Origin of the sequence: Promicromonospora sp. NPDC019610 (assembly GCF_044389365.1) — a bacterium.
Lineage (GTDB): Bacteria > Actinomycetota > Actinomycetes > Actinomycetales > Cellulomonadaceae > Promicromonospora.
On record NZ_JBIRXX010000001.1, the window covers coordinates 2137582 to 2163252 of the forward strand.

Genomic DNA, 25671 nt, shown 5'->3' on the forward strand with positions numbered 1-25671 from the left:
GGAGGTGGCGCGTAGCGTGGACGACGTGACCCCCTACCGCGAGCTCGCACCGCCGTCCGGCCTGCTGCCGGTCGTCGCCTGCCTGTGGGAGCACGACGCCCCGCCGGGCCACGAGCAGCGGATCATCCCGGACGGCTGCGTGGACCTCGTGCGGATCGACGGCGAGCTGGTGATCGTCGGCGCCGACACCGGCCCGGTCGTCGCCGGCTCCGGCGCGGCCCCGACGTCGCGCACCAGCGGCATCCGGCTCCGGCCCGGCGCGGCCGGCGCCGTGCTGGGCATCCCGGCGTCCGAGGTACGCGACCAGCGCGTCCCGCTCGCGGAGGTGTGGCCCGACGTCGGGCCGGCGCTCGCCGACGCGCTCGACGCGGCGGACCCCGCCGGCCGCCTGGACCTGCTCGCGCGCACGGTGCTGCGGCGCAAGGCCGAGCGGGACGGGCTCGTCGCGGCTGCCGCGCGGCGGCTCGGCGCGCCGGGCTCGCGCATCTCCGGCGTCGCGCAGGAGCTCGGCGTCAGCGAGCGGCACCTGCACCGGCGCACGGTGGACGCCGTCGGCTACGGGCCCAAGATGCTCGGGCGCGTGGCCCGGCTGCGGCGGCTCATCGCCCTCTCGACCGCTGGACCGCCGTCCCTCGCGGAGCGTGCCGCCGCGGCCGGGTACGCGAGCCAGGCCCACATGTCCGACGAGGTGCGGCGGCTCACCGGCCTCACACCCGTCCGATTTCTGGAAGACGCGACCCTGACCGCCGCCTAGCGTCGATGCCATGAGCACATCGACGAGCATCTACCTCGAAGCCGCCCGGCGGTTCGTCTACGACGACGCCCGCCTGCTGGAACGGCACCGCGTCGCGGTGCTGCTCGACGGCGCCCCGCCCGCCCGGGTCCTGGACGCCCTCCGCCCCTACCGCAACGCCGACCACGGCTGGGGCCACGCCCTGGAGCCCGACCTGCGCGGGCCGGACAGCCAGGTCTCGGGCGCGCTGTCCGCGCTGGAGGTGCTGGCCGAGCTGGGAACGGCTGCCGACCCCGACGTCGCGACGCTGGCCCGCGAGACCGCCGACTGGCTCGCCGGCGTCGCGCTGCCCGACGGCCGCGCGCCCCACGTGCTGCCCACTGCCGCCGGCTATCCGGCCGCCCCGTGGATGGTGCCGAACGACGGCGGCTTCCTCACCTACGCGATCGCCGGGCACCTGTGGGAGCTGGGCCTGGAGCATCCGTGGCTCGACGCCGCGACCGCCTGGTGCTGGAAGCAGCTCGACGGCGAGCACCCCGTGGACGGGTACACGGTCCTGTTCGCGCTCCGCTTCCTCGACGCCGTGCCCGAGCCGGGCCGCGTCGCGGCTGCCGTCGAGCGACTGCGGCCCGCCCTGCGCGACGACGGGACCATCTCCGTCTCGGGCGGGGAGGACGACGAGCAGCTCCGGCCCCTGCTGCTGTCGCCGCGGCCCGGTGCGCCCAGCCGCGCGCTGTTCGCCGAACCACTGATCGCAGCCGAGCTCGACCGGCTGGAACGGGAGCAGCTCGACGACGGCGGCTGGGACTTCGACTACCTGCACTGGTCGCCCGGCCAGACCGTGGACGCGCGCGGCCTCGCCACCCTCGGCGCGCTCGCGACGCTCCGGACGCACGGTCGCCTCTGAACCCGCTGACCTGTCAGACGCTCAGGTCACCCGGAGGACGTGAGCGTCTGACACCTCTGGGAGCAGGGGCCGTAGGCTGTCCCGCGTGGTGACCATCGGCTATGCCGCGATGCTCGAACAGTTCGCGCCCCGCGAGGCGGTGGAGCTCGCGGCGCTCGCCGAGACGCACGGCTACTCGGGCGTGATGGCCGCCGACCACTTCCAGCCCTGGACCCCGCAGCAGGGTCAGGCGGGCTTCGTCTGGAACGTGCTGGCGGCCGCCGCGGAGCACACCACGGGCGATCTCGGGCCGGTGACCGCGCCGACCTTCCGGTGGCACCCGGCGGTGGTGGCGCAGGCGTCAGCGACCCTCGCGGCCATGAACCCCGGCCGGCACTGGCTCGGCGTCGGCTCGGGGGAGGCGCTCAACGAGCACGTGGTGGGTGGCTACTGGCCCGAGGCGGCCGAGCGGATCAACCGTATGTTCGAGGCCGTCGAGATCATCCGGAAGCTGTTCGCCGGGTCCCTCGCGGGCCGCGACGTCAAGCACGCGGGAACCTACTTCAAGCTGGAGTCGACCCGGCTGTGGACCATGCCTGACGTCGCCCCCGAGATCCTGGTTGCCACGGCAGGCCCCGTCACGGCACGGCGCGCCGGGCGGACGGCGGACGGGCTGATCACGCAGGCGGCGCCCCTGGACCGGATGGCGTCCCTGCTGACCCGGTTCGCGGACGGCGCCCGCGAGTCGGGCCGCGACCCGGCGCGGATGCCCAAGGCGCTCCAGCTCCACCTCTCCTGGGCGCCCACCCACGACGAGGCGGTCGCCAACGCCCTGACCGAGTGGCCGGTCGGCGGCATGCGGTTCCCGCGGTCCGACATCCGCTCGCCGCACGACTTCGCCCAGCTCGCCCGGATGGTTCGTCCCGAGGACTTCGAGGGGCGCCTGCTGGTCTCCGCCGACCCCGACGAGCACCGCGCGTCGATCCAGCGGTACGTCGACCTCGGGTTCGACCGCATCTACCTCCACAACGCGGGCCGCAACCAGCGCGAGTGGATCGAGACGTTCGGGCGCGAGGTGCTGCCCAAGCTGGTGCGGTGAGCCGCCGGCGGGTCAGGGGGTCGCGGCCCAGTACGCGCCGTAGCCGTCCTTGTGGCGCACCTCGACGGCGGCGAGCGGACCGACGTCGGGCAAGGTCACGATGAGCCTGACGGCCGAGGTGTCCTGGAGCGGGCCCTGCGTCCAGAACGTGTCCTGGGCCGTGGCGTCCTCCACCCGGGCCTCCTTGACCGTCCCGTCCCGGCCGACGGCGTTGAGCCGCAGCCACTGTTTCGGCACGGGGTGGCCCCACGTGGCGGACCCGGTCTGGTCGCACCGGACCGCGAGCGTGACCTGCCGGCCATGTATTCCGGCGACGTCCGCGAGCCAGCAGGACTCGGGGCCGAGCCGTTGGGCGGTGCCCGGCGCCCACGGATCGCGCGCGCTCCCGTCACCGTCCGCTGCCGGTTCGGTGGTCGGGCCGGTGGTCGGGGTGCCCGTCCCGGGACTCGTGCTGCCGCCCGGTGACTGCTCCGCGGGGTCCTGCGGACCGGCCGTCCCGGACTGGCCCAGGTCGCCGCGCGCCGCGTCGTCCTCCGTGAGCGAGTCCCAGAGGCCGAACCCCGCGCCGGCCAGCACCAGCGCCCCCGCCGCCACGGAGCCCACCGCGAGGAGGAGGCGTCCGCGCCTCCGCCGCGGGGCGCGGCCGGCGCGACCCGGTGCGGCAGTCCCCGGCCCGGTACCCGCCGCCGGCCCCCGCGCGGACGCGGCGGCCCCGGCGGCCCCGCTCGCCGGGGTGACGAGGGTCGGCCCGGTGCCGCTGGGGTGCGGCACGCCGAGCGACCCCAGGATCGCGTCGAGCGACGGCCGGCGCTCCGGGTCCTTGACCAGCAGGGCGTCGAGGAAGGGGCGCAGGTAGGCGGGGCTGTCGGCGTAGGACGGGTCCTCCGCCGACACCCGGTACAGGACGACGGCGGGGTGGTCGCCCTCGAACAGGTGGTGGCCCGTGGCCGCGTAGTAGGCGAGGGCGCCGAGGGCCCAGACGTCGGCGGCCGAGGTCGCGCGGCTGCCGGTCGCCTGCTCCGGCGCCATGTACATCGGTGTGCCCACGGGCTGCCCGGTCAGGGTCAGGCGCGTCGCGTCGATCGCCGCGACCACGCCCAGGTCGATCAGGCGCGGCCCGTCCGGCCCGAGGATCACGTTGGCCGGCTTGACGTCGCGATGCACCAGGCCGGCGCGGTGGATCTCGTACAGGGCCTCGGCGACACCCGCGACCAGGTTCAGCACGTCGGCCTCGGGCAGCGGCCCGTGGGCCGCGAGCTCCTGCGAGAGGGTCGGCCCTGCCACGTACTCGGTCGCGAGCCAGGGCAGGTCCGCGTCGGCGTCGGCGTCGACGAGGTTCGCGATGAACCGGCTGCGCACCTTGGCCGCGGCGCGCGCCTCGCGCCGGAACCGGGTGCGGAACTCGTCGTCGTCGAGCTGGGCCCCGCGGATCAGCTTTGATGGCGACCTGCTGACCTCGTCGGGTGGTCCCGAGGTAGACGTCTCCCATGCCGCCGCTGCCGAGCCTGTTGCGGATGCGGAACGGTCCGATGGCGCGTGGTTCGCCGGGGCGCAGGGCTGCCGGTTCCGGTACGGGCGCCGTCCTTCGTGCGGGCGGGTCGTGCAACACCGGACGGTTCCCCCATCGATCGCGGCATCAAACAGACAATTGTGACGAACGCCAGGCAGGGTATCGCGCCGGGGTGGCCGCCCGCTGGTCGATGTGAGGATGGACCCGTGGAACGACTCAGCGTCTGGGCCCCCGACGGGCTGCCCGAGATCATCCCCGGCGACGACCTCGGCGAGCTGATCGCCGACCTCCTGGCGGGCCTGGAGGAGCAGGACCGGCCGCGCGACGGCGACGTCGTCGTCGTGACCTCGAAGATCGTGTCCAAGGCGGAGGGCCGCGTCGTGGCCGCCGACGACCGGGAGCAGGCGATCACGGACGAGACCGTCCGCGTGGTCGCCCAGCGCACGCGGCCGGGGCTGCCGCCGCTGCGGATCGTGGAGAACAAGCTCGGCCTGGTGATGGCCGCGGCAGGCGTGGACGCCAGCAACACGCCCGAGGGCACCGTCCTGCTGCTCCCCGTGGACCCCGACGCCTCGGCCCGCACCGTCCGGTCGGCGCTCACCCAGCGGCTCGGCCTGTCGCGGATCGGGGTCGTCGTCACCGACACGGCCGGCCGGCCCTGGCGCGACGCCCTGGTCGACATCGCGATCGGCTGCGCGGGCATCAGCCCGACCGACGACCTCCGCGGCAGTACCGACACGCACGGGCGGCCGCTCAACGTGACCGTCACCGCCGTCGTCGACGAGATCGCCGCGGCGTCCGAGCTGGTGCGCGGCAAGTCCGCGGGCCGGGCCGTCGCCGTCGTGCGCGGCATGGACCGGCACGTCACCGCCGAGGACGGCCCCGGTGCCCGCGCACTGGTGCGGGCCAGCGCGGACGACCTGTTCCGCGAGGGGTCGGCGGAGGCCTACGCCCGCGGCCTGGCTGCGGGCCGCGCGGGGACGGCGGTCGGCTGAGGCCCGTCCCGGCCGCGGACGACGGCGCCGGCTGACGCCGGACCACCCCTCTGACTCGGCTGAGGCCGGGTGCCGAGTCAGCCAGCTGGTCGGACCACTCAGCTGACTCGGCTGAGGCCGGGTGTCGAGTCAGTGTCGTGGTCGGCCTCGCTACAGTGCCGGGCGGCGCGACGTCATCCGGACGACGGGCGACGCGCCGTCGGACTCCTCGGCGGTCACCGTCGCGGACCAGTCCGGCGCCGGCTCGTCGTCGGCCGCGTCGGACGGCGCCGCCGGTGTCTGTCCCGCCGCCGGTGTCTGTCCCTCGGACGGCGCCACGGCCGAGGCCAGCGGCTGGAGGCCCCTCGGGGCCGGTCCGGGCGGGGGCGGCGGCGGAACGGCGGGAATCCCGCGCGCCGGCGTGGCGGCAGCGTCGCCCGCCGTGCCCGCCGTGCCCGCCGTGCCCGCCGTGCTGCCCGTGCCGGTGGCGTCGCCGGGGTTCTCTCCCGGAACCGCCGGGCCGGGGGCCGACGTCGGGCCAGGTGCCGGACCTGTCCGGACCGGTGCGGCCGAGTCGGCACCGCCACCCGCGGAACCAGTACCACCCGCGGAACCACCCCCCGCGGAACCACCACCCGCGGCCCCGGCCCCACCGCCGGACCCGCCCCGGGTCGCGGAGGCGACCGGGTCGACGTCGGGCAGCGGGGTCTCCAGGAGCACCACGTCCACGCGCGACTCCCGCATCTCCCGGCAGGTCGCCAGGCCGATGCCGCCCACGTAGTCCTCCAGGGTCTGCAGCAGCTTGAGCGGCGTCGCCAGGATCATGTGGAACCCGAACGCGGTGAACGTGTCCATCGCGGTGCGGGTGAACGCCGTGTCGGCCTTGTCGAAGGCCTCGTCCAGCAGGATCGTGCCGTAGGCGGGTGTCGCCGAGTCGGAGGCGCCGGCGAGCTGGTACCGCAGGGCGGCGGCCAGGCAGAACACCACGAGCTTCTGCCGCTGACCGCCGGAGAGGCCCGCGGAGGAGTCGTGCACGGCCAGCGCGATGCCACCCGCGGTGACCTCCACGCCGGTGAAGTGCACGTGTCGGCGCGTGTCCAGGCACAGGGAGCGCCAGGCCCGGTCGGCGGGGTCGCTGGACCCGAGCCGGCGCACGAGCCGTTCCAGCACCTCGTACTCGGGCTCGGTGTCGCCGGTCAGGGCGTCGAGGGTGGTCAGGAACTCCTCGACGGCCGCCGGACGGCGCTCCTTGACCCGGATCTCCAGGAACCGGTCGGTGTCGAACGGGGACCGCCGCAGCGAGGTGTTCACCCCGACGATCCGTTCGCGGATGGTCGCCGGCGCCTGCCGGATCTCGGCGGCCAGCTTGCGCAGGGCGCGGCGGGCCTGGTCGGTCAGGAGGTCGGAGAACCGGGCCTCCTGCTCGGGCAGCCGCGACGTCCGGATGCGCTCCAGCACCTCCAGGTACCGCGCCCGGTCGCCCACCTGGGCCGTCAGGTCACGGGTGATCGCGGGCCAGCGGCGCCGGAACTCGGCCAGGAGACCGACGATCTCCCGCTCGGCCGCGCCCGACGTGCGCAGCCCGGCCTCGCGCTCCGCGTCCAGCGTGCGGGACACCGTCAGGGAGACGTCGTCGATCACCTCGTGCGTCACCGTCTTGCGGACGGCGGCGTAGCGCTTCTCCAGCTCGTGGCGGTGCGCGAGCGGGATCGCAGTAGTCGGCGCGTCGCCGAGCTCGGCGACCACGTGCTCGAGGGACCGGCGGTGCGCGCGGGCCTCGGCGAGCGCGTCCGCTGCCTCCGCGGCCGCGGCGCGCGCCTGGTCGAGCCGGGTCTCGGCCGCCGCGACGTCCTGCGAGGCCTGCAGCAGGTCCATCGTGCCGTCCAGCAGCCGGTCGAACGACGCCTGGGCGTCGGTCAGGTCGGCCTCGGCGGTCTCGATGTCCACCTCGCGCCACTCCCGGCGCGCCACGTGCCGCAGCGTGAGCTGGCGGCGCACGGCCTCGCGCTGCTCGGCGACGGCGTCGGCCACGGCCTCGTCGGCCTGGGCGAGCCGGGCCTGCGTCGCGCGCGCGAGCTCCAGGAGCTGGTCGAGCCGGTCGTCGGCGTCCCAGCCGAGCGCCCAGTCCTCGACGCCGGGCAGCAGCGGCTGCTCGATCTCCTCGGGCCCGTGCTTGATCAGGCCCTCGCGGGTCACGGCGCGCTCGTGCAGGTCGAGCCCGGAGGGCTCCTCGACGCACAGGTAGTCGTACTGCTCGGACAGGCGGCGGTGCAGCCAGCCCGCCGCCGGGCCGTCCTTGACCTCGACCTTGTGCACCAGCGACGAGTCGTCGGTGGACCGCGGCGCGTCGTTGCGCACCCCGACCACGCGGTAGCGCAGCCCGGGCCCGGCCTCCACGGCCCGCGCGACGGCGGCCCGGTGCGCGGGGGAGACCAGCACGAGCGTGGCCAGCGGGCGCAGGATCTCCTCGATCACGGGGCGCCAGGCGGCGTCCTCCTCGCGCACGCGCAGCAGCTCGGCCGCGAACGGGAGCATCGAGACGTCGAGCCCGGCAGCCTCGGCCACCGCGCGGCGGGCCGTGGCGAGCGCGGCCGGCACGTTCGTCTGCGTCTGCCGCACGGCCTGGATCCGTGCGGCGACGGCCTCGTGCTGCTGCCCGACGGCGGAGCGCGCCGCCAGGGCCTCCCGGATGCGGCCGTCGAGGGCCTCCGGCGCCCGGGAGCGCCCGACCGCGGCCACGGCCCCGGTCGCCACCGCACCGGTCGCCCCACCCGTCGCCACGACGGGCAGCGCGTCCGTGGTGACCGCGGGGACGGCACCGGTCGCGACGGCGGCCACCTGTCCGGTCGACGCGGCGGCCACGGCGGGTACCGCGCCCGTCAGGGTCGGCACGGCGCCCGTGGCCGGCGGCCTGGCGCCGCCCAGCTCCCACCGGGCCTTCTCCTTGAGCGCCGCGAACTCCGCGAAGGTCTCGGGCATGTTCATGCCCACCGACTCGAGGTCGGTCTTCAGCTCGCCGCGCCGCGTGCGGACCAGGGCGGCGATCTCGCCCGCCCGCTGCAGGCGGTCGGCCTGGGTGGCCAGGGCCTGCCCGCCGCGCGCGCCCAGCACGTTGACGGCCTGCTGGTGGGTGTTCGCCGCGACGTCGACCTCGGTGTCGGCGGCCTTGCGGTGGTGCTGCGCCCGCTCTTCCGCGGCCCGTGCTCCCGCGAGCGCGCCGTGGGCCAGGTCGAGCTTCCACGCGTCCTTGAACGTCTCGAGCGAGCCGCGCAGCGTCGCCGCACGCACCCCGGCCGCCGAACCCTCGTCGTACGTCTTGGTCAGTGCCGAGAGCCGGCTCAGGTGCTCGATCTGCCGGCGCGACGTCTCGATGTCGGCGTAGGCGCGTGCCACGTCGGCGAACTGCTGCACGGCCTGGGCCGCCAGCTCGAACGTGCCGGGCTCGTCCAGCATGTGCCCGCGGAACAGGTCGTCCAGGCTGCCCAGGTTCTTCGCCGACTGGGTCCGGTGCAGCAGCACCAGCGCCTGCTCCGAGCCGATGCCCAGCGCCTGCGTGAAGGCCGCCGCGAACGGCGCATGCCGCTCGCTGACCGTCGCGGCCGGCCAGGCCGCGGTCACGCCGGCGACGTCGGGCCCGGACCGCACGAACCGCTCGAAGTCCAGCAGGCCGGCCTCGCCCGGCACCACGACGTGCAGCGTCGAGGGCGTCGACGAGCCCCGCGTCAGGTGGAACAGGCGCACCAGGGTCACGGTGCCGTCGTCGGTGTCGGTGCCGTCCGAGTAACGCAGCAGCACGCCGGACCAGGTGGCGCCCTGGCGCAGGTGGTCGGCCACCACCTCGCCCGTGCTCTCGTCGGTCCGGTGCCGCCACGCCCCGCGCACGTACGAGACGACGTCGCGGTCGCCCGCCTCGCGCTCGGTGGCGGCCGTGCCCGCGGCGGCCACGTTGAACCGCAGGTGCTCGGGCGGGGTCAGCACCGCGGCGACGGCGTCGACCAGCGACGACTTGCCCGAGCCCGAGTGGCCCGTCAGCAGGAACCCCTCGCGCGGCACGGGCACCACGTGGTGGCCCGAGAACGTGCCCCAGTTGACCAGCTCGACGCGCGACAGGCGCCACTGCCCGGTGGGGGTCGGGTGCGGGGTCTTCATGCGCTCTCCTTCGCCAGCCGGACGTACTCGGCGCTCAGCGCCGCGACCTGGTCCGCCCCGAACACGGTCCGGAGCACGGGGGAGACCGTGCACCGGTCGCCGCTGAGCGGCTCCAGCATGCCCGACTCGATCAGCCGGGCCCACGTCGCGTCGAGCTGCCGGCTGAAGTCCATCGGGGAACCGCCGCCGCGCCGCCGGTACACGGCGAGATGGTCGGCCGCCTCGTCGCGGCTGATCGCCACGCGGCCGTCGGACGAGTCCAGCAGCAGCGCGCGCAGGTGCAGCAGCAGCGCCGTGTCCAGGAACGTCAGCGCCACCTCGCGCACCACCTGCGGCGCGTCGGCCGCCGGCACGTCCCGCACGAACGCGACCTGCGCGTCGGCGTCGACCACCAGGTCGAGGTACTGGTCGGCGAGGCGCTCGCGGACCACGTCCTCGTGGGCCAGCAGCGCGCGCCAGGTGTCGGGCTCGGGCTCGGCCGCCAGGTAGGGACCGCGCACGAGGCGGGCCAGCGCGAGGCGCGCGGGCGCGGGGAGCGTGCCGTGGTCGCCGGGCCAGAGGTGGTTGCCGGCCTCGCCGGCGGTTCCCGGCGCGCCGCCGCCCGACGTCGCCGAGCCGCCGGCGCCCGACGACGTGCCGGCCGGCCGGCCGGGGCGCGCGCTGCGGAGGTCTGCCGGGTCGGGCCGCGCCGGGCCGGATCCGGGTACGCCGGGTTCTGTCACGGGACATGCTCCTCGAACTGGTGCTGGGGTAGTGCGGCCCGGCGCGCGACGCCGCGCGAGGACCGCCAGCTGACGTCCTCGCGGTCGCCGGTGGGGGTGCCGTGCTGCTCGGCGAGCGTCAGCAGGCCGACGACGCTCGCGGCGCCCTGCGTGGCGGGGTGCGCGCCGAGCACCGAGCCGACCGTGGCCCGGCCGGCCTGGTCGATCACGTCGTTGACGTGCCCGCGCAGCTCGTCCACGTCGATCTCCGAGTCGCGGGCCATGGCGCGCAGCGCCGTGAGCGAGACCGGCCGCGGCGGCAGGGCCGGGGCGGCGGGCGGCGCCTCGGCGTCCTCCCCACCGGGGTTGTGCGGCGCGAGGCCGCCCACGGACCGGGGTGCCACGGCGCCCAGCGGCAGGGTCAGGCGCAGCTCCGTGCCGGGCGCGACGTCGGGGGCCGCGGCGAGGGCGGCGTCCTGCGCCTCGCCGATCAGACGCCGCAGCGCGCGCTCGGCCGGGAGCTCGCCGGACCGGACCGTCCGCTGCAGCGCGCGGCGCAGGGTGCCCATGGTGTCGGTGAGCTCGTCGGCGGCGTCCTGCAGGGTGGGCAGCAGGCGGCGCAGCGCGGAGGCCTCGCCGGGCGCCAGGTGGACGGAGTCGAGCACCCGGCCGAGGTCGTCCTGCGCGGTGTGCTCCGACTGCCGCAGCAGCTCACGGAACCCGACCAGGCCGCGGCCCGCCTCGGACTCGGCGAGGTGGTCCACGCCGCGGTAGATGTCGTCGAGGAAGGTGTCGCGGGACCCGTCGGACTCCAGGAGCCGGCGGCGCAGCTCGCGGTCGGTGCGCTCCAGCTCGGTGCGCACGCGGGCCAGGTCGGCGGGGATGTCGCCGGCGAGGGCCAGGATCTCGCGGGCCCGCTCGGCGGCGACGTCCGCCGGCAGGGCCTCGGAGTCGCCGCGCCGGGCGCGCTCGATCTTGGCGTCGAGGGCCGCGCGCTGCTCCAGGAGGGCGGCGAGCCGGGCCTCCGGGTCGGGGTCGGCCTCGTCCGCCAGGCGGTGCAGGCCGTCGAGCACCGCGCCGAGGCGGGACGGCGTCACCGCGGGGTGCGGCCGCCGCAGGCGGGAGACGAAGCGGATGGCGAGCAGGGCGCCGTCGGACAGCTCGACCGTCTCCGCACCGGGCTCGCTTCCGGTCTGCGGGGCGCGCCGGCGCACCAGCACGCCCTCGTCGATCCACTCGGAGACGTAGAAGTAGCCGGAGTAGGGCAGCTCGAACCCGGCGCGGCGCAGCTCGGGCACGTCGTCGTCGATCCGGTCGGCGAGCTGCTCCACGGGCAGCCGCCGGCGGGACGCGCCGAGGTTGCGGTCGAGCAGCACGACGGCGGCCGCGGCGTTCCTCGACCGCAGCAGCACCCACGCGGGGTGCTCCTGGAGAAGGGCGCGCACGGCGCGCGCCGCCTGGCCGCGGCGACCTGTCCCGTGCCCGGCGGCCGGCCGGGGCGCGGCGTCCCCCGGTGAGCTCGCAGTACCCATGGGGGCTGAGAGTAGTAGGCCAACGTGTCGGTGCGGCACCCCCGGGGGAAACATGGCGACACTTGCTCCGTCGCTGCGCCGCGACGGCCATAGACGTATAGAGTCAGGTCCCACAGGGCTTGCCGGAAAACAGATCTCTACTTTCCGGCAGGCCCTGTCGTGCGTCATGGCACGTTTCGATGGCAGAGCGTCGACGGGAGGGCACCTTGCTCACGAACGCAGCCCAGATCATCGCCCGGATCCGCGCCGAGCGAGAGCTCAGCATGAGTTCCCTGGCGGTGCTCGCGGGCGTGCCCACGTCGACGATCAGCCGCATCGAGTCCGGCCAGATCGAACCGACGCTCGGCATGATCCGGCGTATCGCCCTGGGGGCCGGCTACCACCTGCACCTGCAGTACCTCGACCTGTTCTCGGGCAAGCTCGAGGACGACGTCGTCGCGGTCGCCGCCGACCCGGCCGGCGAGGGGGAGGACGACGACGATCCCGCGCACTAGGGCGGTTTCATCTGGTCCGCTACCTTGTCTGCGTATGGGATGTCGGTGCGGGGGGCACGGGGACGCGGAGGCGCCGCGGCGGCGGTGCGTTCCCGATGAATGTGACATTGCACGCAATTCCCGTGGAAACCGGGCATGCACTCTCACTCAGGTTGTGCCCCTCATTCCTCCGAGCAATATGGTCGTCATATGCCGAACGTCATGATCCCCGTCGAAGTGCGGGAGGACGTAGAGACACTGTGGGTGTTCCACGACCTGCAGCACGTGCCGCGGCCGGTCGACGTCGGCATCGGCCTGGGCGGTCATGACCTCGGCGTCGCCGTCTACACCGCCGAGCTCTACCACGCGGGGCTGTTCCCGCAGATCGTCTTCACGGGCGCGAACGCGCCCACCACGGTCGACGCCTTCCCCCAGGGCGAGGCGCTCGGCTACCGCGACCGCGCCATCGCGGAGGGCGTGCCCGCGGAGGTGGTGCTGGTCGAGCCCGCCGCCACCAACACCAGCGAGAACCTGGAGTACAGCCGCAAGCTGCTCGCCGAGAACGAGGTCGAGCCGTCCTCCGTGCTGCTCGTCTCGCACCCCTACCAGCAGCGGCGCGCGTTCGCGACGGCCCAGATGGTCTGGCCGGACATCGAGGTGCTGTGCGTGTCCCGGCCCATGTCGCTCGACGCGTACGTGCGCACGATCGGCGACGCCGACCGGGTGATCGACATGCTCGTGGGCGAGACGCAGCGCCTCACGCTCTACGCCGAGCTCGGGTTCATCTCCCACGAGGAGGACGTGCCCGCCGACGTGCTGGGCGCCTTCGACCGGCTCGTGGCGGCCGGGTACACGTCGCGGCTGGTGGAGGACCGCCGTCCGATCGACGTGTGACCGCGGCCTGAGGCCGACGTCACGAAACGGGCTTCCGGGACATCCCTGGCGAGTCGCTCCGTTCTCCGTTACGTTCCGGGCATGCGCGAGGAAAACAAGCGGGGCAAGGATCCCAGGAAGTTCACCTGGCAGGAGATCCTCACGTTCGTCGCGGGCGCCGGGTACGTGGCCAGTCCGATCGACCTCCTCTCCGAGGGCGTGCTGGGTCCGCTCGGCCTCGGCGACGACGCGATAGCGATCGTCATCGCCGGTGTCACCCTCTACAAGGCCATCCGCCGGTTCCGGCAGCACCGCACGGTGCCGGGCACCACCGGGGACGCGACGCCGGGTGGTCCGCAGGGCACCACGACGCCTGGCCCCGCGCCCCACGGCAAGACCGTGCCGGGCACCGCCGAGGACGTGACGCCGAACCGCAAGCCGCACCGCTGACCGGTGCGCCTGCCAGGCTCGTCAGCCCGCCCTGGCCCGTCGGCCCGGGCGGGTCTAGTGTCGACGGCGTGACCGGCGACAACGCACCCAGGGTCCTCGTTGTCGGGGGCGGCCCCGCAGGCGCTGCCACGGCGATCGCGCTGCGGCGCGAGGTCCCGGGCGCGCACGTCACCCTGGTCGACAAGGCGACGTTCCCGCGCGACAAGACCTGCGGGGACGGGCTGGGCCCGGGCGCGCGGCGGGTGCTGGACGGGCTCGGCCTGACGGAGCTCCTCAAGCCGTTCCACATGCCGATGTCGGTGGCGATCAGCGGCCCGGGCGGCGTCGAGGCGCTCGCGCGCGGCCCGCTCATGGAGGGCCGCGACCTCGCCGGGTACGTCACCCCGCGGCTCGCCCTGGACGACCTGCTGCTGAACGCTGCGCGCGACGCCGGCGCCGAGGTGCGCGAGGGCGTCGCGTTCGAGGGGATGACGGCGGCCGGGGGCACGCGCGAGCGGGTCACGCTCTCCGGCGCCTCTGGATCCTCCGGCTCCGAGGAGGCGTTCGACCTCGTCGTCGGCGCGGACGGGGCCTACTCCACGGTGCGGCGGGCCATCGGCGTCGACCGCCCCGCGATGCGGCACACCCACATCGCGATGCGCGCCTACGGTCGGGTCACCCACCCGGACAAGCCCGTGAGCGACACCCTCCGGTTCGACTTCCTGGAGTCCCTCCTGCCGGTCTACGGCTGGGTCTTCCCGCTGCCCGAAGACGGCGCGAACATCGGCGTCGGCCTCCCCGTGAACCACCTCAAGCGCCAGACCTCGCGCCACGGCCGCAAGCTGCGGGACCTCTTCGACCTGTACGTCGAGGACCTTCAGCGGCGGGGTTTCTCGGTGTCCGGGGTGGAGCGGGTCGCCACGCACCAGCTCCCGCACGCCGCCGCCCGCACGCCGATGACGGCCCCGGGGCGGGCCGCGGTGCTGGTCGGGGACGCCGCCGCGACGATCAACCCGCTCAGCGGCGAGGGGATCTTCTACGGGATGGCCGCCGGCGTGCAGCTCGCGGAGCACCTCGGCGGGCTGGAACGGTCCGGCGCGACCTGGAGCGGGGCGGGGCTGCCCGGTGCCCTGGCGGGGTTCGAGCGGGCGCACCGGCGCCGGTTCGCGCGGCACTACCGGGAGTGCTACCTGGCGCAGCAGCTCATGCGCTCCAAGACGTGGGCAGGGATCGCGACGCGCGCCGTCGCGGCGTCCGACGAGGCCATGGCGCACGTGGCGCTCATGCTGTTCGACGAGCAGTCGGCGGGGTCCCGGGGCCTGCTGCGCCTCGCGGCGCACAGCGTGCGGCCGCTGCTGCGACGGCGCTGAGGAACGGGCGAGGAACGGGCGAGGAACGGGCGGCGGACGGCGATCGTTGACGACTCGGTCGGTCTGTCAGACTTGCAGACCCCGAAGCTCGGCGCCGCCTGAGATTCTCTCCGCTCCACCTGACTCGAGGACGACGATGTCACGCTCCATCCGCCGGGCCGTTGCACGACTGATCTGGGCCGCCACCGGCTACCGGATGCGTTCGGAACCCGCCCCGACCAGGCCCACCGTGTTCATCGGGGCGCCGCACACGTCCAACACGGACTTCTTCCTCATGCTGGCGATCGCGTTCGACATGGACCTCAAGATCCGGTTTCTCATCAAGGACTCCTGGTTCAAGGGGCCGCTGGCCGGTGTCATGCGGTCGCTGGGCGGCATCCCCGTGGACCGCAAGGATCCGGCCAGCATCGTCGACGAGATCCTGGCCGCCGTCGGCCGGGGCGAGGAGTTCCATCTGGTCGTGACGCCGGAGGGCACACGCGGCGCCGGGTCCGGCTACTGGAAGTCGGGGTTCTACCGCATCGCGCTCAAGGCGGGCTTCCCGGTCACGCTCGGCTACGTCGACGGCGTCGCCAAGGTCGCCGGGCTCGGCCCGAGCATCGAGCTGACGGGCGACGTGAGCGCGGACATGGACGTGATCCGCGCGTTCTACGCGGACAAGTCCGGCGTCAAGCCGGCCAACCGCACGGAACCCCGCCTCCGCTCGGAAGACCCGGCCTGACCCACAAGCCGTCCCCGCTCGCCGCCCCGCCTGCCCCTCTCGCCCCGTTGAGTGCTGGCTATTTGCGCTGATCCAGCCGTGAAATGCGCAGATAGCCAGCACTCAACGAGTGGGGGGTGGGGCTAGGGAGTCCAGGACTCGGTCCAGGCCGTAGGTCCAGGCATGGGCCGGGCTGGAGGGGGCGTTCATCGCCTCGCCCGCCGCGCCGCCGACCCGCTGGGCGAGCTGGTGGTCGTCGCCGAGGTACTGCGCGAGCCGCCCGCCCCACCGCCCCCAGAGCTCCGGCAGCTCGCCGGCCCGCGGGTCCGGCCGCTGGGCCCGGGCGGCAGCGCGGACGAAGTCGAGCACGAACGTGAGTGCGGCGTCGCGGGCGACGTCGTCCAGGGGCAGCGGGTCCAGCGCGTGCAGCTCGTGGTCGTACTTGGCGATGGTGCCGGGTCCGAACGCCGTGCGGTCGTCGTCGATCTCCAGGAGCCACGGGTGCTCGCCCAGGAGTGCGAGGTTGGTCTCGGCGACCCTCCGCACCCGGGTGCGCCAGCCGGCACTCCCGTAGGCGGGTCGCGGCATGCGCGCGAACGCGGCGTCGGCCATCAGCACCAGCAGGTCGTCGCGGCTGTTGACGTGCGTGTAGACGGACATCGCCGAGACGCCCAGCACGTCGCCGAGCCGGCGGACCGTGACGGCGGCGAGGCCCTCGGCGTCCGCCACCGTGCCCGCGGCGTCGACCACCGCGCCCGTCGTGACGGCGGACCGCGGGCCCCGCGCGCCGCCCTGCGGCGCGGCGGGGTGATCGCGCCAGAGCAGGTCGATCAGCTCGCGGGGCATCGGGTCTCCAGGGTCAGGGTGACGGGCCGGGAACATTCTGCAACCATCTTACGTTGTACGCTGTACAAGGTTATTGGATGTGAGGAGCCAGCTTGAAGATCACCGGTACCGCCCTGTCCCTCAACGTGCCCGACGTCGCCGCGTCGGCCGAGTTCGCGAAGCAGCACCTCGGGTTCACCGAGGCCATGTCGGACGACGGGTTCGTGTCGCTGCAGCACGACTCGGCCGGCGTCAACATCGTGTTCCTGCGGGTCGGCCTCGGCACGTTCAAGCCCGAACGGATCGCCGGCCCTGCGGGCCAGGGCCTGCTGATCGCGTTCGTCGTGGACGACCTCGACACCGAGTTCGCCCGCATCGCCGCCGCCGGGGCCGAGGTCGTCACCCCGCCCGAGACCGAGCCCTGGGGCGAGCGCTACTGCCAGTTCGCCGACCCCAACGGGATCGTGTGGCAGCTCGTCCAGTGGGTCTGACCGGCTCTTCGCGGGGCTGACCTCGCCCTCTGCGGGCCTGTCCCGCACTCTCCGGGTCTGACCCGGCCTCTGCGGGGCTGCCCCGGCCTCTGCGGGTCTGACCCGGCAAGTCCCCTTTGAGGCCGGGCTTTCTTCGCTTTGAGCAGGGTCAAAGCGAAGAAAGCCGGGCCTCAAAGGGGATCGGCCGAACTGGGTTCGCGGTCAGCCGTGTGCCCAGCCCGACCAGCGGGTCACGCGCACCCGGATCACCGGCCCGTCCGGACGGCGCTCGCGGTACTGCGGGTACCGCACGGCGAGCGCGTCCAGCGCCGCTTCCCGGGGTGCGCCGTCGTGCTCGACGGCGGCGACGCCGTCGGCCCGCACCCACCAGAGCTGCGTCCAGTCGTCGTCGTACCGGTCCGCCAGCAGGGCGACGCGGGGGTTCTCCGCGATGTTCCGCAGGCGCTTGAGGTCCCGCGTGGTCTTGGGCTTGTGGTCGACGGCGACGACGATCTCGGCGGCGGCTCCCGGCAACGGACCCTCCGCGGCGCCGATCAGCGCGAACGTGACCGGCACGAGCTGCGGCACGCCGTCGGCGTCGGCCGTGGCGAGGTGGGCGTGCCGGGCCGCGGCGAACCGCGACCGGCAGACATCGGCATCGAGGCGCACGTCGTCATTGTGCCGACAGCGGCCGGGGCTCGCGACGCCGTCCTTGACCGTCCGACAGCGCGGCCCATCGGGGATGCTGTGGGCATGAGCAACCACCGACAGCAGCCCCGGCGGCTGCGCGACCTCGGGATCGTGGTCGGGCCGCTGAGCACGGGCCCGTCGAACGCGATCACCGACGTGCCCGGTGTGCGGGTGGGGCACACCACCATCGTGGACCCGCCGCGCCTGCACACCGGGGTCACGGCGATCGTGCCGGATGCCCTGGAGCAGGGCCGGCGCAGCCTGCCGTGCGGGCTGTTCGTCGGCAACGGGTTCGGCAAGCTGATCGGGTCAACCCAGGTCGCCGAGCTCGGCGCGATCGAGACGCCGATTCTCCTGACCGCCACCCTGAGCGCGTTCCGTGCGGCGGACGCCCTGGTCACGCACGTGCTGGCCGGCCCGGGTCACGAGCAGACGCGCACGCTCAACCCGGTCGTCGGCGAGACCAACGACGGCCGGCTCAGCGACATCCGGGCCCGGCCGATCACCGAGGCGCACGTGCTCGCGGCTCTCGACGGCGCGACGTCCGACGTGCCCGGCGAGGGCTGTGTCGGCGCCGGGACGGGCACCGTGGCGCTCGGGTTCAAGGGCGGCATCGGCACGTCGTCGCGGATCGTCGGCGGCTGGACGGTCGGCGTGCTGGTCCAGTCCAACTTCTCCGGCACGCTCACGGTGCGCGGCGTCCCGATCCGGCCGGACGACGGCGCCGCGCCGCCCGCCGCGGACGGCGCCCCCGTCGCCGGGCTTCAGCCCGAGGGCAACTCCTGCATGATCGTGGTCGCCACCGACGCCCCGCTCGACGCGCGCCAGCTCGGCCGTGTCGCGCGCCGTGCCGTGTTCGCGATGGCGCGCGTGGGCTCCGACTTCGCGGGTGGCAGCGGCGACTACGCGCTGGCGTTCGGCACAGCCGGGGCGCCGTCTTCGGGCGGGGTGGACGACGGTGACCTCGACCCGGTCTTCGCCGCGACGATGGACGCCGTCGAGGAGGCCCTGCTCAACTCGCTGTTCATGGCAACCACGACCGTGGGGCACCGCGGTACGGCGACCGCGGTGCCCCACGCCCTGGTGCTCGACCGGCTGCGCGCTGCCGGCGTGCTGCCTCAGCCCTCGGCGACGGGCCCCGTCTCGTAGTCGGCGGACAGCGTGATCTCGACGTCGATGTCCCGCGGCTGCAGCTCGACCTGGGCGCCGCCGCCCGCGGCGGCCACCGCGCCGGCCCGCATGGCGTACATCGGGGCGCCGCCACCCCCGTCGTTGCCGCCCCGCAGACCCGCCTCGTAGATCGCGACGGGCGCCACCGGGCCGAGGCCCAGGGCGTCGGCGTACGACTGGGCGCGCACCACGGTCTCCTCGGCGGCCTCGACGCGGGCCTCGGCCTGGAGCGCCTTACGGGTCTCGTCGGTCAGGGTCCAGTTGAGCCAGTCGATCTCGACGCCCTCGACGTCCATGATGTCGGCGAGCCAGGTGGACAGGACCTCGAAGTCGCGGAACGTGACCGACAGGCGGGCCGAGGCGCGGAACCGCCGGATCCGCTGCTTGCCGCCCGTCTGGGAGTTCTTGACCCGGTCGTCGTAGACGTAGGAGTGCACCGACGCGGAGTCCCACTTCTCCGCCGCACCCGACGCGACGTGCGCCTTGGCCTGGTCCACGAGGATCGTGTGGGTGCGGGCCACCCGCTCCACGACGTCGTTGCGGAGCGTGCCCGAGAACGCGACGTGCAGGTTGACGGTCCCGCGCTCGGCGGGATGGGTGCGCTTGGCCTGGCCTTCGACGGCGATGCGAGTCATGTGCGGAGTCTGCCCACGATGCCGCGGACCACGCCACCCCGCCGCGCCGACCGCGTGCTCCCCGGCGACGCGTCAGCCGATGGTGCCCTTGCCCACCGTGCCGCGCACGAGCGTCGGTTCGAGCCCGCAGAACGCCCCGTACCGCGCGGCCTCGGCCGCGAGGGCCGCCCACACCGTGGCCGAGGGCTCGTCCGAGAGCTCGACGGTGATCTCCACGGTCTGCGCCTTGAGGACCCGTGACCACCCGCCGGCGATCAGCCCGTCCACGGTCACCAGGCCGGTGTACAGCCAGCGGCTCGGCATGCCGTCCCTGGTCAGCGAGGGCCAGCTCTTGAAGTCGTGGCAGAAGAACTCGTCGTAGACGGACAGCAGGCGGGCGGTGCCCTCCGGGGCGGGCTCGGGCAGGTCGCCGTCGGTCCAGAGGGTCAGGCCGGCGATCTCGCGGCGGGTCAGCCCGGCGTCGGCCACCGCGGCGCGGGCCGCCGTCTTGGTCAGGGTGCCCCACCAGGCGACGTCCTCCGCGCGGCAGGGGCCGTGGCCCCGTACGTACGCGCGCGCCAGGTGCACGCGGGCCTCGTCCTCGTCCCAGGTCCGCTGCTCCGGGAGCAGCCGGTACGTGGCCTGCTTGCCCCGCATCGGGCCGCTCGCCACGATCAGGTCCAGCTCCGCGTGCATCATGACCTGGCCCAGGTGCCAGGCGTCCAGCGGGGCGCCCTCACGCTCGGCGAGCGCGACGCCGAGCTCCTTGCGCGTGCGCGGACCGTCCGCCAGCGCCTCGGCGAGGACGGCCTGCCGCCGGGGGAGCAGCGAGTGGTCGAAGTCGTAGGACCGCTCCGTCGACGCCATCGCCTTGCGGACCCGCGGTGCGGTGGCCGTCATGAGCGGCGCCAGGTCCTCGGGGACCACATAGTGCCAGGTGGGGCGGAGGACATGGGTGCGCAGGATCGAGCCGTCGGCCAGCGCCGCCTGCACCTGTTCGAGCGTGGCGGGCGCGGCCAGGCGCTGCGCCACACCCCACGCGGAGGAGTGCAGCTCCTGCGACTGGACGGCGCCCAGCCGGGCGACGACGCGGGCCACCGCGCCGTCGCCGGCGGAGTGCGCGGGGTCCAGCGTGCCCAGGCCGACCGAGGTGAGCCGGGCCCGCTGGAGCTCCTGGACGTCAGACGTAGTAGGCATCCTCGCCACCATGTCCCGCCGCTCGGGCGCGTCGGTGCTTGGCCAGGCTCCGGATCAGCATGATCACCCCGACCACGAACAGGATCAGCACCGGGATGATCGCCAGCGGGGCCAGGACGGCCAGGAACGAGACGCCGATGCTCGTCGCGTCCTCCGCCGCGCTGACCACGGGCGCCGCCGTGCCGCCCGAGACCGTGTTGGCGACCACGCGCCCGCCGGCCTTCGCCGCGTGGGTGCCGAGCGCGAGCACCACGCCCGCCACGATCGGGATCCACTGCCCCGACTGCACGAACGCGCCCGGGTCGGTGACCGTCGCCGTCTCCGACATCGAGCCGGCGCCGAAGGCGATGCCGCCCGCGGTGGGGCGGATGACGGTCTGCACCACGTCGTTGATCGAGTCGAGCACCGGGATCTTGTCCGCCGCGAACTCGAGCACCAGGAGCACGACCAGGATCGCCATCACCCAGCCGTTCTCCAGCCACGCCCAGGTGCTGGGCAGCTCCACGAGGTCCGTGAAGCGCGAGAGCACGCCGAGGAAGATGAGCGGGATCCATGCGTTGAGGCCCGCCGACAAGGCGAGCCCGCTACCGGTGGCAAGTTCGAGCATGCCCCGAAGTGTTCCACGGCACACCGACACTCCGTGGGCGAAACGTGTCCGGTGTGCCCGATCTGTTACCCGAGCGTCACGGGCCCCGGTTCGCCTGTCGGCGAGTCCTGGAACTGCCGGGCCTGTTCGTGGAAGAGTTGTCGACGACCACCGCACCGCCGCGCCGACCTGGAGCCCCGGATGATCTGGACCGTCTTCGCCGTCGCGTCGGTGGTGCTCCTCGGCCTGTCGGCCGGGGTGTTCTTCGGGTTCTCGTCGTTCGTCATGAGCGGCCTCGCCCGCGCCTCCGACGAGGCCGCCGGGGCGGCGATGAACGGCATCAACGAGACCGCGCCGATGCCGGCCTTCATGAGCGTCTTCTTCGGCGCGCTCCTCGTCCCGGCGGCGACCGGGATCTGGGGCCTCGTCGACGGTCACGGCGGCGGCGTCTGGATCCTCGCGGCCGCCGCGGTCTACCTGGTCGGCACGTTCGGCGTGACGATGGCCCTGAACGTGCCGCTCAACAACCGGCTGCTGGCCGCCCACGACAAGGCCGCGGGCTGGCGCGCCTACTGGCGGCCCTGGACCGCGTGGAACCACGTGCGCACCCTCGCGGGGGTCGCGGCGACGGCGCTCGCGGCGGTCGGCCTGCTCTGACGGGTCGGTCCTCGGGCGGGGTGTCGGGGACAATCGTCAACGTGCCCGCCATCGACTTCCACCGCACCCTGCCCGGATACGCGCCCACGCCGCTGCGCGACGTGCCGCGGCTCGCCGCGGAGCTCAAGGTCGGGCGGGTGCTGGTCAAGGAGGAGTCGAGCCGGCTCGGCCTGCCGGCCTTCAAGGTGCTCGGCGCGTCCTACGCGATCGCCCGCGCGCTGGGGGAGCGGTTCGGCCTGGCGACCGTCTCGCTGGACGCGGTGCGCGACGCCGTCCGGGGTACCGACGTCCGGCTGTACGCAGCCACTGACGGGAACCACGGCCGCGCCGTCGCGCACGTCGCTGCCCTCATCGGCGCCGCCGCGACGATCTACTACCCGCCGGGCATCACGCAGGCCGCCAAGAAGGCGATCGCGGCGGAGGGTGCGCGGACGGTCGAGCACGAGGGGGACTACGACGACGTCGTGGCCCGCGCCGCGGCCGACGCCGCGGCCGACCCGGCGGCGGTCCTCGTGCAGGACACCTCGTGGCCCGGGTACACGGACATCCCGCAGTGGATCGTCGACGGCTACGGGACGCTGTGCGTCGAGACCGACGAGCAGCTCGCCGCCCTGGGCGTCGCGCGGCCCGACCTGGTGGTCGTCCCGGTCGGCGTCGGCTCGTTCGCCCAGGCGGTGGTGAGCCACTACCGCGCTCCTCGGGCCGACGGCGAGGCGGTCGACGGCGGCACGCTGCTCGCCGTCGAGCCCGACCGTGCCGCGGGCCTCGTCGCGTCGCTGCGCGCGGGCCGGCCGGTCACCGCGCCGGTGGGGGACACGATCATGACCGGGCTCTGCTGCGGCACGGTCTCCGCGCTCGCGTGGCCCGTGCTGCGGGACGGGCTCGACGGCGCCGTGACGGTCTCCGACGACCAGGCGGCCGCCGCCGTCGACGACCTGGCGCGCTCCGGCGTCGACGCGGGACCGTGCGGCGCCGCGACGCTCGCCGCCGCCCGGCTCGTGCTGGGACAGCCGGGGTGGCGGAAGGCGATCGGGCTGCGGCCGGACGCCGTCGTGCTGCTCCTGTCGACCGAGGGCCGGGCCGCGAACCCCGTCCCGGCGGACTTCGTCTAGCGCGACCCGCCCCATCCCCGCTGCCAGGAGACCGACCGTGCCCGTTGCCGTTCCCACCGCCTTCGACCCGATCCTCCCGCTGCTGCGCTGCCCGTCGTGCGGCGCGGAGCTCACGACGGCGCCGGGCGCCCTGCGCTGCCCGCGACGGCACAGCTTCGACGTCGCCCGGCACGGGTACGCCAGTCTGCTGACCGGCACGCGCGCGACCAGCGGCGACGACGGGCCGATGGCCCGGGCGCGCCGCGACTTCCTGGCCGCGGACCGGTACGCGGCGATCCGGGACACCGTGGCCGACCTGGCGGGCGAGTCCGCGGGAGCGGCGGACGGCGCCAGGCCCCCCGCCACCGTCGTCGACGTCGGCTGCGGCACCGGCTACTACCTCGCCGGCGTGCTGGACGCGATGCCAGGCGCCGTCGGCCTGGGGCTCGACACCTCCGCGCACGCCCTGCGGTCGGCGGCCAAGGCGCACGAACGGGCGGCGGCCGCGACCTGGGACGTCTTCCGGCCGTTCCCGATCGAGTCAGAGCGGGTCGACGTGGTGCTGGACGTCTTCGCGCCGCGCAACCCGGCCGAGTTCCACCGCGTGCTGCGCCCGGGCGGCGTGCTGGTGGTCGTGCGGCCGTTCGGTGGGCACCTGGCCGAGCTGCGCCGCCAGGTCGCCGGGATGGTGACCGTCGACCCGGACAAGGAGGAGCGCCTGCACCAGGCGCTGGACCCGTACTTCGAGGCCGCGCGCACCGAGCAGGTCGAGTACACGACGCCCCTGACCCGCCAGGAGGCGGTCGACCTGGTGCTCATGACCCCCAGCGCGCGCCACGTCACGGAGGCGGACCTGGACGACGAGGAGACCCTGCCCGCCGAGGTCACGGTCTCGGTCCTGGCCACGGCCTACCGGCGCCGCTGACGGCGGCGGCGCCGGGCCGGCAGGTCCGGTAGGGGTCAGCGGGCGGCCGGCGCCCTGGCGGTGCGCAGGTAGTCCGTGAACAGCTCCGCCGTCCGGCCGATGCCGTCCTCCTGGCGGAGCCGTTCGCCCAGGCGGGCGGCCCGCTCGCGCATCCCGTCGTCCGAGGTGGCCTGGGCCAGCGCGACGGTGAGGCGGTCGGCGTCGAGCACCTTGACGGGGACGGGTTCGGGCCCGACGCCGAGGTCGGCCACGCGGCGGCCCCAGCTGAACTGGTCCACGGCCACCGGCGTCAGGATCGTGGGGATGCCGGCGCGCAGGCCCGCCGCCGTCGTGCCGGCACCGCCGTGGTGGATCGCCGCCGCGAGGCGCGGGAACAGCCAGTCGTACGGGGCGGACTCGAGGCGCAGCACGTGGTCGGGGAGCTCGCGGTCCCGGCCGAGCTCGGCCCAGCCGCCGATGAGGATGCCGCGGCGTCCGGTGCGGTCGAGGGCCTTCAGGAAGGCGTCGACCAGCCGCCCGGGCTGCGCCGTCGGCACGCTGCCGAGGCCGAACGACACCGGCGGGTCGCCCGCGTCGAGGAAGCGGACAAGCTCCGCGGGCGGCTCCCAGCCCGCCGGGGCCCTCGTGGGCAGGTAGCCGGTGACCTGGATGCGGGGGTGCCAGTCGGCCGGGCGGGGCAGCACGAGCGGGCTGTAGGCGTAGTACAGCGGCATGTTCTGCCGGTCCTGGAGCACGCGCGCGTTGGTGCGCAGCGGGGGCAGGCCGAGCACCTCGCGCCGCTGCCGGTTCACCCCGGGCTGCTGCATGGTGCGCCAGATCATCTGGTCCGTGCCCCACCAGCCCGCCCGGTCCAGGAGGGTGCCGCGGCTGCGGCCGTCGCCGAGGAAGAAGGTGGGAAACTCGCGGGTGGGCGTGACCGGAAAGAACTGCAGGTCGGCGCACGGGATGCCGAGCCTCTCCGCGATGCTGTACCCGTACAGCGCCGTCGGCCCCTTGTAGAGCATGGCCTCGCTGTGCTTCGTGGCGCGCCAGGTGTCGCGGATGATCTGCGGCAGCATCTGCTTGCGGGTCTTGGCGCCGTAGGCCATGAACCGCAGCATGTTGCCCGACTCGACCAGGTCGACCAGCTCGGGGTTGTCCGCGTACTTGGGCAGGACCGGTCCGAACGGCTCGAACTCCGTCCCGTAGGACGCCGCCAGCTCCGCGTAGTCCGGCGAGCCGACGACGGTCGGGTGGTGGCCCTGGTCGCGGAGCGCCACGGCCAGGCCGAGCAACGGCTCGACGTCGCCGCGCGAGCCCGCGGTCAGGATCGTGATCTGCATGGTCGTCCTCCGTGGAAGGTGGATATGACGGGCTAGCGCTGGTCGAGCAGGCCGTCGAGCAACGCCAGGGCGGCCGCGGTGTCCGGCTCGTCGGGCGTCAGCATCCGGTCGATCATCTCGGTGACCGTGTCGATCAGCGCCTCGGGCGAAGGGCTGTCCGGCCGGTCCTGGTGCTGCTGGATGGCGGTCATGATCGCGGCCGTGAGGGCCTCCAGGACCACGGCGACGGACGCGAGGTCCACGCCCTCGCGGATCACCCCGGCCTGCTGCTGGAGGGCGAGGAAGTCGCCGAGGAACCCCGGACCCGCCGGGCCCGGCATGGTCGCCGCCGGGTCGCGCAGGTACCGGCCGAAGACGTCGCGGTCCCGCGTGGCGATCGCGGTGAGCAGCGGGTCGCGGGCCACCACGCGGAAGCCTGCCCGGTAGATGCTCGCGGGTGTTCCCGGCGTGGGCTCCTCGCGCAGCCCCGTGCGCCAGCGGACGGCGTAGTCGGCCAGGGCGCGGGCCGCCACCGCGTCCACCAGCTCCCGCTTCGAGGCGAAGTGGCGGTAGACGATGGTCCGGCTGAGGTCGGCGGCCTCGGCGACGTCGACCATGGTCAGCTTGTCGTAGCCGCGGCTCAGCAGCAGGACGACGGCGGCGTCGAGCAGCGCGTCCCTGCGCCTAGAGCTGTCGACCATGCTTCCCCCCGCTGT

Annotated in this window: 25 protein-coding genes; 14 read left to right on the forward strand and 11 right to left on the reverse strand. The window is 74.6% G+C overall.

Going from position 1 to position 25671, the window contains the following annotated elements:
* The first annotated feature begins 25 nt into the window (after positions 1-25).
* The 3 genes from ACH45N_RS09515 to ACH45N_RS09525 all read left to right on the forward strand — a co-directional run bounded on the left by ACH45N_RS09515 (position 26) and on the right by ACH45N_RS09525 (position 2718).
* Positions 26-754, forward strand: coding sequence for a DUF6597 domain-containing transcriptional factor (locus ACH45N_RS09515; protein ID WP_397393164.1), 729 nt, complete (start codon positions 26-28; stop codon positions 752-754).
* Positions 755-764: 10 nt separating this feature from the next.
* Positions 765-1640: a hypothetical protein gene (locus ACH45N_RS09520; protein ID WP_397393165.1), complete on the forward strand. Its 876-nt coding sequence runs from the start codon at positions 765-767 to the stop codon at positions 1638-1640.
* A gap of 85 nt (positions 1641-1725) precedes the next feature.
* Complete coding sequence (locus tag ACH45N_RS09525) at positions 1726-2718, forward strand: TIGR03557 family F420-dependent LLM class oxidoreductase (RefSeq protein WP_397393166.1); 993 nt, start codon at positions 1726-1728, stop codon at positions 2716-2718.
* A 12-nt stretch (positions 2719-2730) separates the two neighbouring features.
* Here the strand turns inward: ACH45N_RS09525 and ACH45N_RS09530 are convergent, their stop codons facing one another.
* A complete protein-coding gene (locus tag ACH45N_RS09530) occupies positions 2731-4539 on the reverse strand; it encodes a protein kinase (protein WP_397393841.1) in 1809 nt (602 codons plus the stop codon).
* On the opposite strand from ACH45N_RS09530, the gene cofE reads away from it, so the two are divergent.
* Positions 4435-5223 (forward strand): coenzyme F420-0:L-glutamate ligase, encoded by a 789-nt coding sequence (gene cofE / locus ACH45N_RS09535; RefSeq protein WP_397393167.1) that lies wholly within the window; start codon positions 4435-4437, stop codon positions 5221-5223. The genes ACH45N_RS09530 and cofE overlap by 105 nt on opposite strands.
* A gap of 150 nt (positions 5224-5373) precedes the next feature.
* Here the strand turns inward: cofE and ACH45N_RS09540 are convergent, their stop codons facing one another.
* The 3 genes from ACH45N_RS09540 to ACH45N_RS09550 are packed head-to-tail and all read right to left on the reverse strand — an operon-like array spanning position 5374 to position 11584.
* The gene (locus tag ACH45N_RS09540) at positions 5374-9351 is read right to left on the reverse strand and encodes an ATP-binding protein (protein WP_397393169.1); all 3978 of its coding nucleotides are present in this window, start codon (positions 9349-9351) and stop codon (positions 5374-5376) included.
* Entirely contained in the window at positions 9348-10073 is a 726-nt protein-coding gene (locus ACH45N_RS09545; protein WP_397393170.1) for a DUF4194 domain-containing protein, read from the reverse strand. The genes ACH45N_RS09540 and ACH45N_RS09545 overlap by 4 nt, the downstream gene beginning before the upstream one ends.
* Positions 10070-11584 carry a DUF3375 domain-containing protein gene (locus tag ACH45N_RS09550; RefSeq protein WP_397393171.1) on the reverse strand — a complete coding sequence of 505 codons (1515 nt, stop codon included), beginning with the start codon at positions 11582-11584 and terminating at the stop codon, positions 10070-10072. The genes ACH45N_RS09545 and ACH45N_RS09550 overlap by 4 nt, the downstream gene beginning before the upstream one ends.
* Positions 11585-11790: 206 nt before the next feature.
* Between ACH45N_RS09550 and ACH45N_RS09555 the strand changes: the two genes are divergently transcribed.
* The 5 genes from ACH45N_RS09555 (at position 11791) to ACH45N_RS09575 (ending at position 15450) form a co-directional block, all read left to right on the forward strand.
* Positions 11791-12078 carry a helix-turn-helix domain-containing protein gene (locus ACH45N_RS09555; RefSeq protein WP_397393172.1) on the forward strand — a complete coding sequence of 96 codons (288 nt, stop codon included), beginning with the start codon at positions 11791-11793 and terminating at the stop codon, positions 12076-12078.
* Between the two features lie 201 nt (positions 12079-12279).
* A complete protein-coding gene (locus tag ACH45N_RS09560; protein ID WP_397393173.1) occupies positions 12280-12951 on the forward strand; it encodes a YdcF family protein in 672 nt (223 codons plus the stop codon).
* 81 nt (positions 12952-13032) lie between these two features.
* The gene (locus tag ACH45N_RS09565; RefSeq protein ID WP_397393174.1) at positions 13033-13380 is read left to right on the forward strand and encodes a DUF1232 domain-containing protein; all 348 of its coding nucleotides are present in this window, start codon (positions 13033-13035) and stop codon (positions 13378-13380) included.
* 68 nt (positions 13381-13448) lie between these two features.
* Complete coding sequence (locus ACH45N_RS09570; protein ID WP_397393175.1) at positions 13449-14729, forward strand: FAD-dependent monooxygenase; 1281 nt, start codon at positions 13449-13451, stop codon at positions 14727-14729.
* A 136-nt stretch (positions 14730-14865) separates the two neighbouring features.
* A complete protein-coding gene (locus ACH45N_RS09575; RefSeq protein WP_397393176.1) occupies positions 14866-15450 on the forward strand; it encodes a 1-acyl-sn-glycerol-3-phosphate acyltransferase in 585 nt (194 codons plus the stop codon).
* A 102-nt stretch (positions 15451-15552) separates the two neighbouring features.
* Here the strand turns inward: ACH45N_RS09575 and ACH45N_RS09580 are convergent, their stop codons facing one another.
* A complete protein-coding gene (locus tag ACH45N_RS09580; RefSeq protein WP_397393177.1) occupies positions 15553-16275 on the reverse strand; it encodes a TetR/AcrR family transcriptional regulator in 723 nt (240 codons plus the stop codon).
* A gap of 92 nt (positions 16276-16367) precedes the next feature.
* Between ACH45N_RS09580 and ACH45N_RS09585 the strand changes: the two genes are divergently transcribed.
* The gene (locus tag ACH45N_RS09585; RefSeq protein ID WP_397393178.1) at positions 16368-16745 is read left to right on the forward strand and encodes a VOC family protein; all 378 of its coding nucleotides are present in this window, start codon (positions 16368-16370) and stop codon (positions 16743-16745) included.
* A gap of 201 nt (positions 16746-16946) precedes the next feature.
* On the opposite strand, the gene ACH45N_RS09590 is transcribed toward ACH45N_RS09585, so the two are convergent.
* Positions 16947-17393 (reverse strand): TIGR03668 family PPOX class F420-dependent oxidoreductase, encoded by a 447-nt coding sequence (locus ACH45N_RS09590; RefSeq protein WP_397393179.1) that lies wholly within the window; start codon positions 17391-17393, stop codon positions 16947-16949.
* 84 nt (positions 17394-17477) lie between these two features.
* Here ACH45N_RS09590 and ACH45N_RS09595 point away from each other — a divergent pair, with 84 nt between their 5' ends.
* Positions 17478-18563 (forward strand): P1 family peptidase, encoded by a 1086-nt coding sequence (locus ACH45N_RS09595; RefSeq protein ID WP_397393180.1) that lies wholly within the window; start codon positions 17478-17480, stop codon positions 18561-18563.
* Here the strand turns inward: ACH45N_RS09595 and ACH45N_RS09600 are convergent.
* The 3 genes from ACH45N_RS09600 to ACH45N_RS09610 form a co-directional block, all read right to left on the reverse strand.
* Positions 18533-19219: an SIMPL domain-containing protein gene (locus ACH45N_RS09600; RefSeq protein WP_397393182.1), complete on the reverse strand. Its 687-nt coding sequence runs from the start codon at positions 19217-19219 to the stop codon at positions 18533-18535. The genes ACH45N_RS09595 and ACH45N_RS09600 overlap by 31 nt on opposite strands.
* A 72-nt stretch (positions 19220-19291) precedes the next feature.
* A complete protein-coding gene (locus ACH45N_RS09605; RefSeq protein ID WP_397393184.1) occupies positions 19292-20395 on the reverse strand; it encodes a winged helix DNA-binding domain-containing protein in 1104 nt (367 codons plus the stop codon).
* Positions 20379-21002, reverse strand: coding sequence for a DUF4126 domain-containing protein (locus ACH45N_RS09610; RefSeq protein ID WP_397393185.1), 624 nt, complete (start codon positions 21000-21002; stop codon positions 20379-20381). Before ACH45N_RS09610 ends, ACH45N_RS09605 begins: the two co-directional genes overlap by 17 nt.
* Before the next feature lie 180 nt (positions 21003-21182).
* On the opposite strand from ACH45N_RS09610, the gene ACH45N_RS09615 reads away from it, so the two are divergent.
* Genes ACH45N_RS09615 through ACH45N_RS09625 form a run of 3 tightly spaced genes read left to right on the forward strand, consistent with a single transcriptional unit; the run spans position 21183 to position 23654 of the window.
* A complete protein-coding gene (locus ACH45N_RS09615; RefSeq protein WP_397393186.1) occupies positions 21183-21638 on the forward strand; it encodes a DUF1772 domain-containing protein in 456 nt (151 codons plus the stop codon).
* Positions 21639-21679: 41 nt separating this feature from the next.
* Positions 21680-22750, forward strand: coding sequence for a diaminopropionate ammonia-lyase (locus ACH45N_RS09620; protein WP_397393187.1), 1071 nt, complete (start codon positions 21680-21682; stop codon positions 22748-22750).
* Between the two features lie 37 nt (positions 22751-22787).
* On the forward strand, positions 22788-23654 hold the full coding sequence (locus tag ACH45N_RS09625) for a methyltransferase domain-containing protein (protein ID WP_397393188.1): 867 nt from the start codon (positions 22788-22790) through the stop codon (positions 23652-23654).
* A 35-nt stretch (positions 23655-23689) separates the two neighbouring features.
* Here the strand turns inward: ACH45N_RS09625 and ACH45N_RS09630 are convergent, their stop codons facing one another.
* Positions 23690-24976, reverse strand: a complete 1287-nt coding sequence (locus tag ACH45N_RS09630) for a glycosyltransferase (RefSeq protein WP_397393189.1) — start codon at positions 24974-24976, stop codon at positions 23690-23692.
* Positions 24977-25008: 32 nt separating this feature from the next.
* Positions 25009-25656, reverse strand: a complete 648-nt coding sequence (locus tag ACH45N_RS09635) for a TetR/AcrR family transcriptional regulator (RefSeq protein WP_397393190.1) — start codon at positions 25654-25656, stop codon at positions 25009-25011.
* Positions 25657-25671 lie beyond the last annotated feature (15 nt).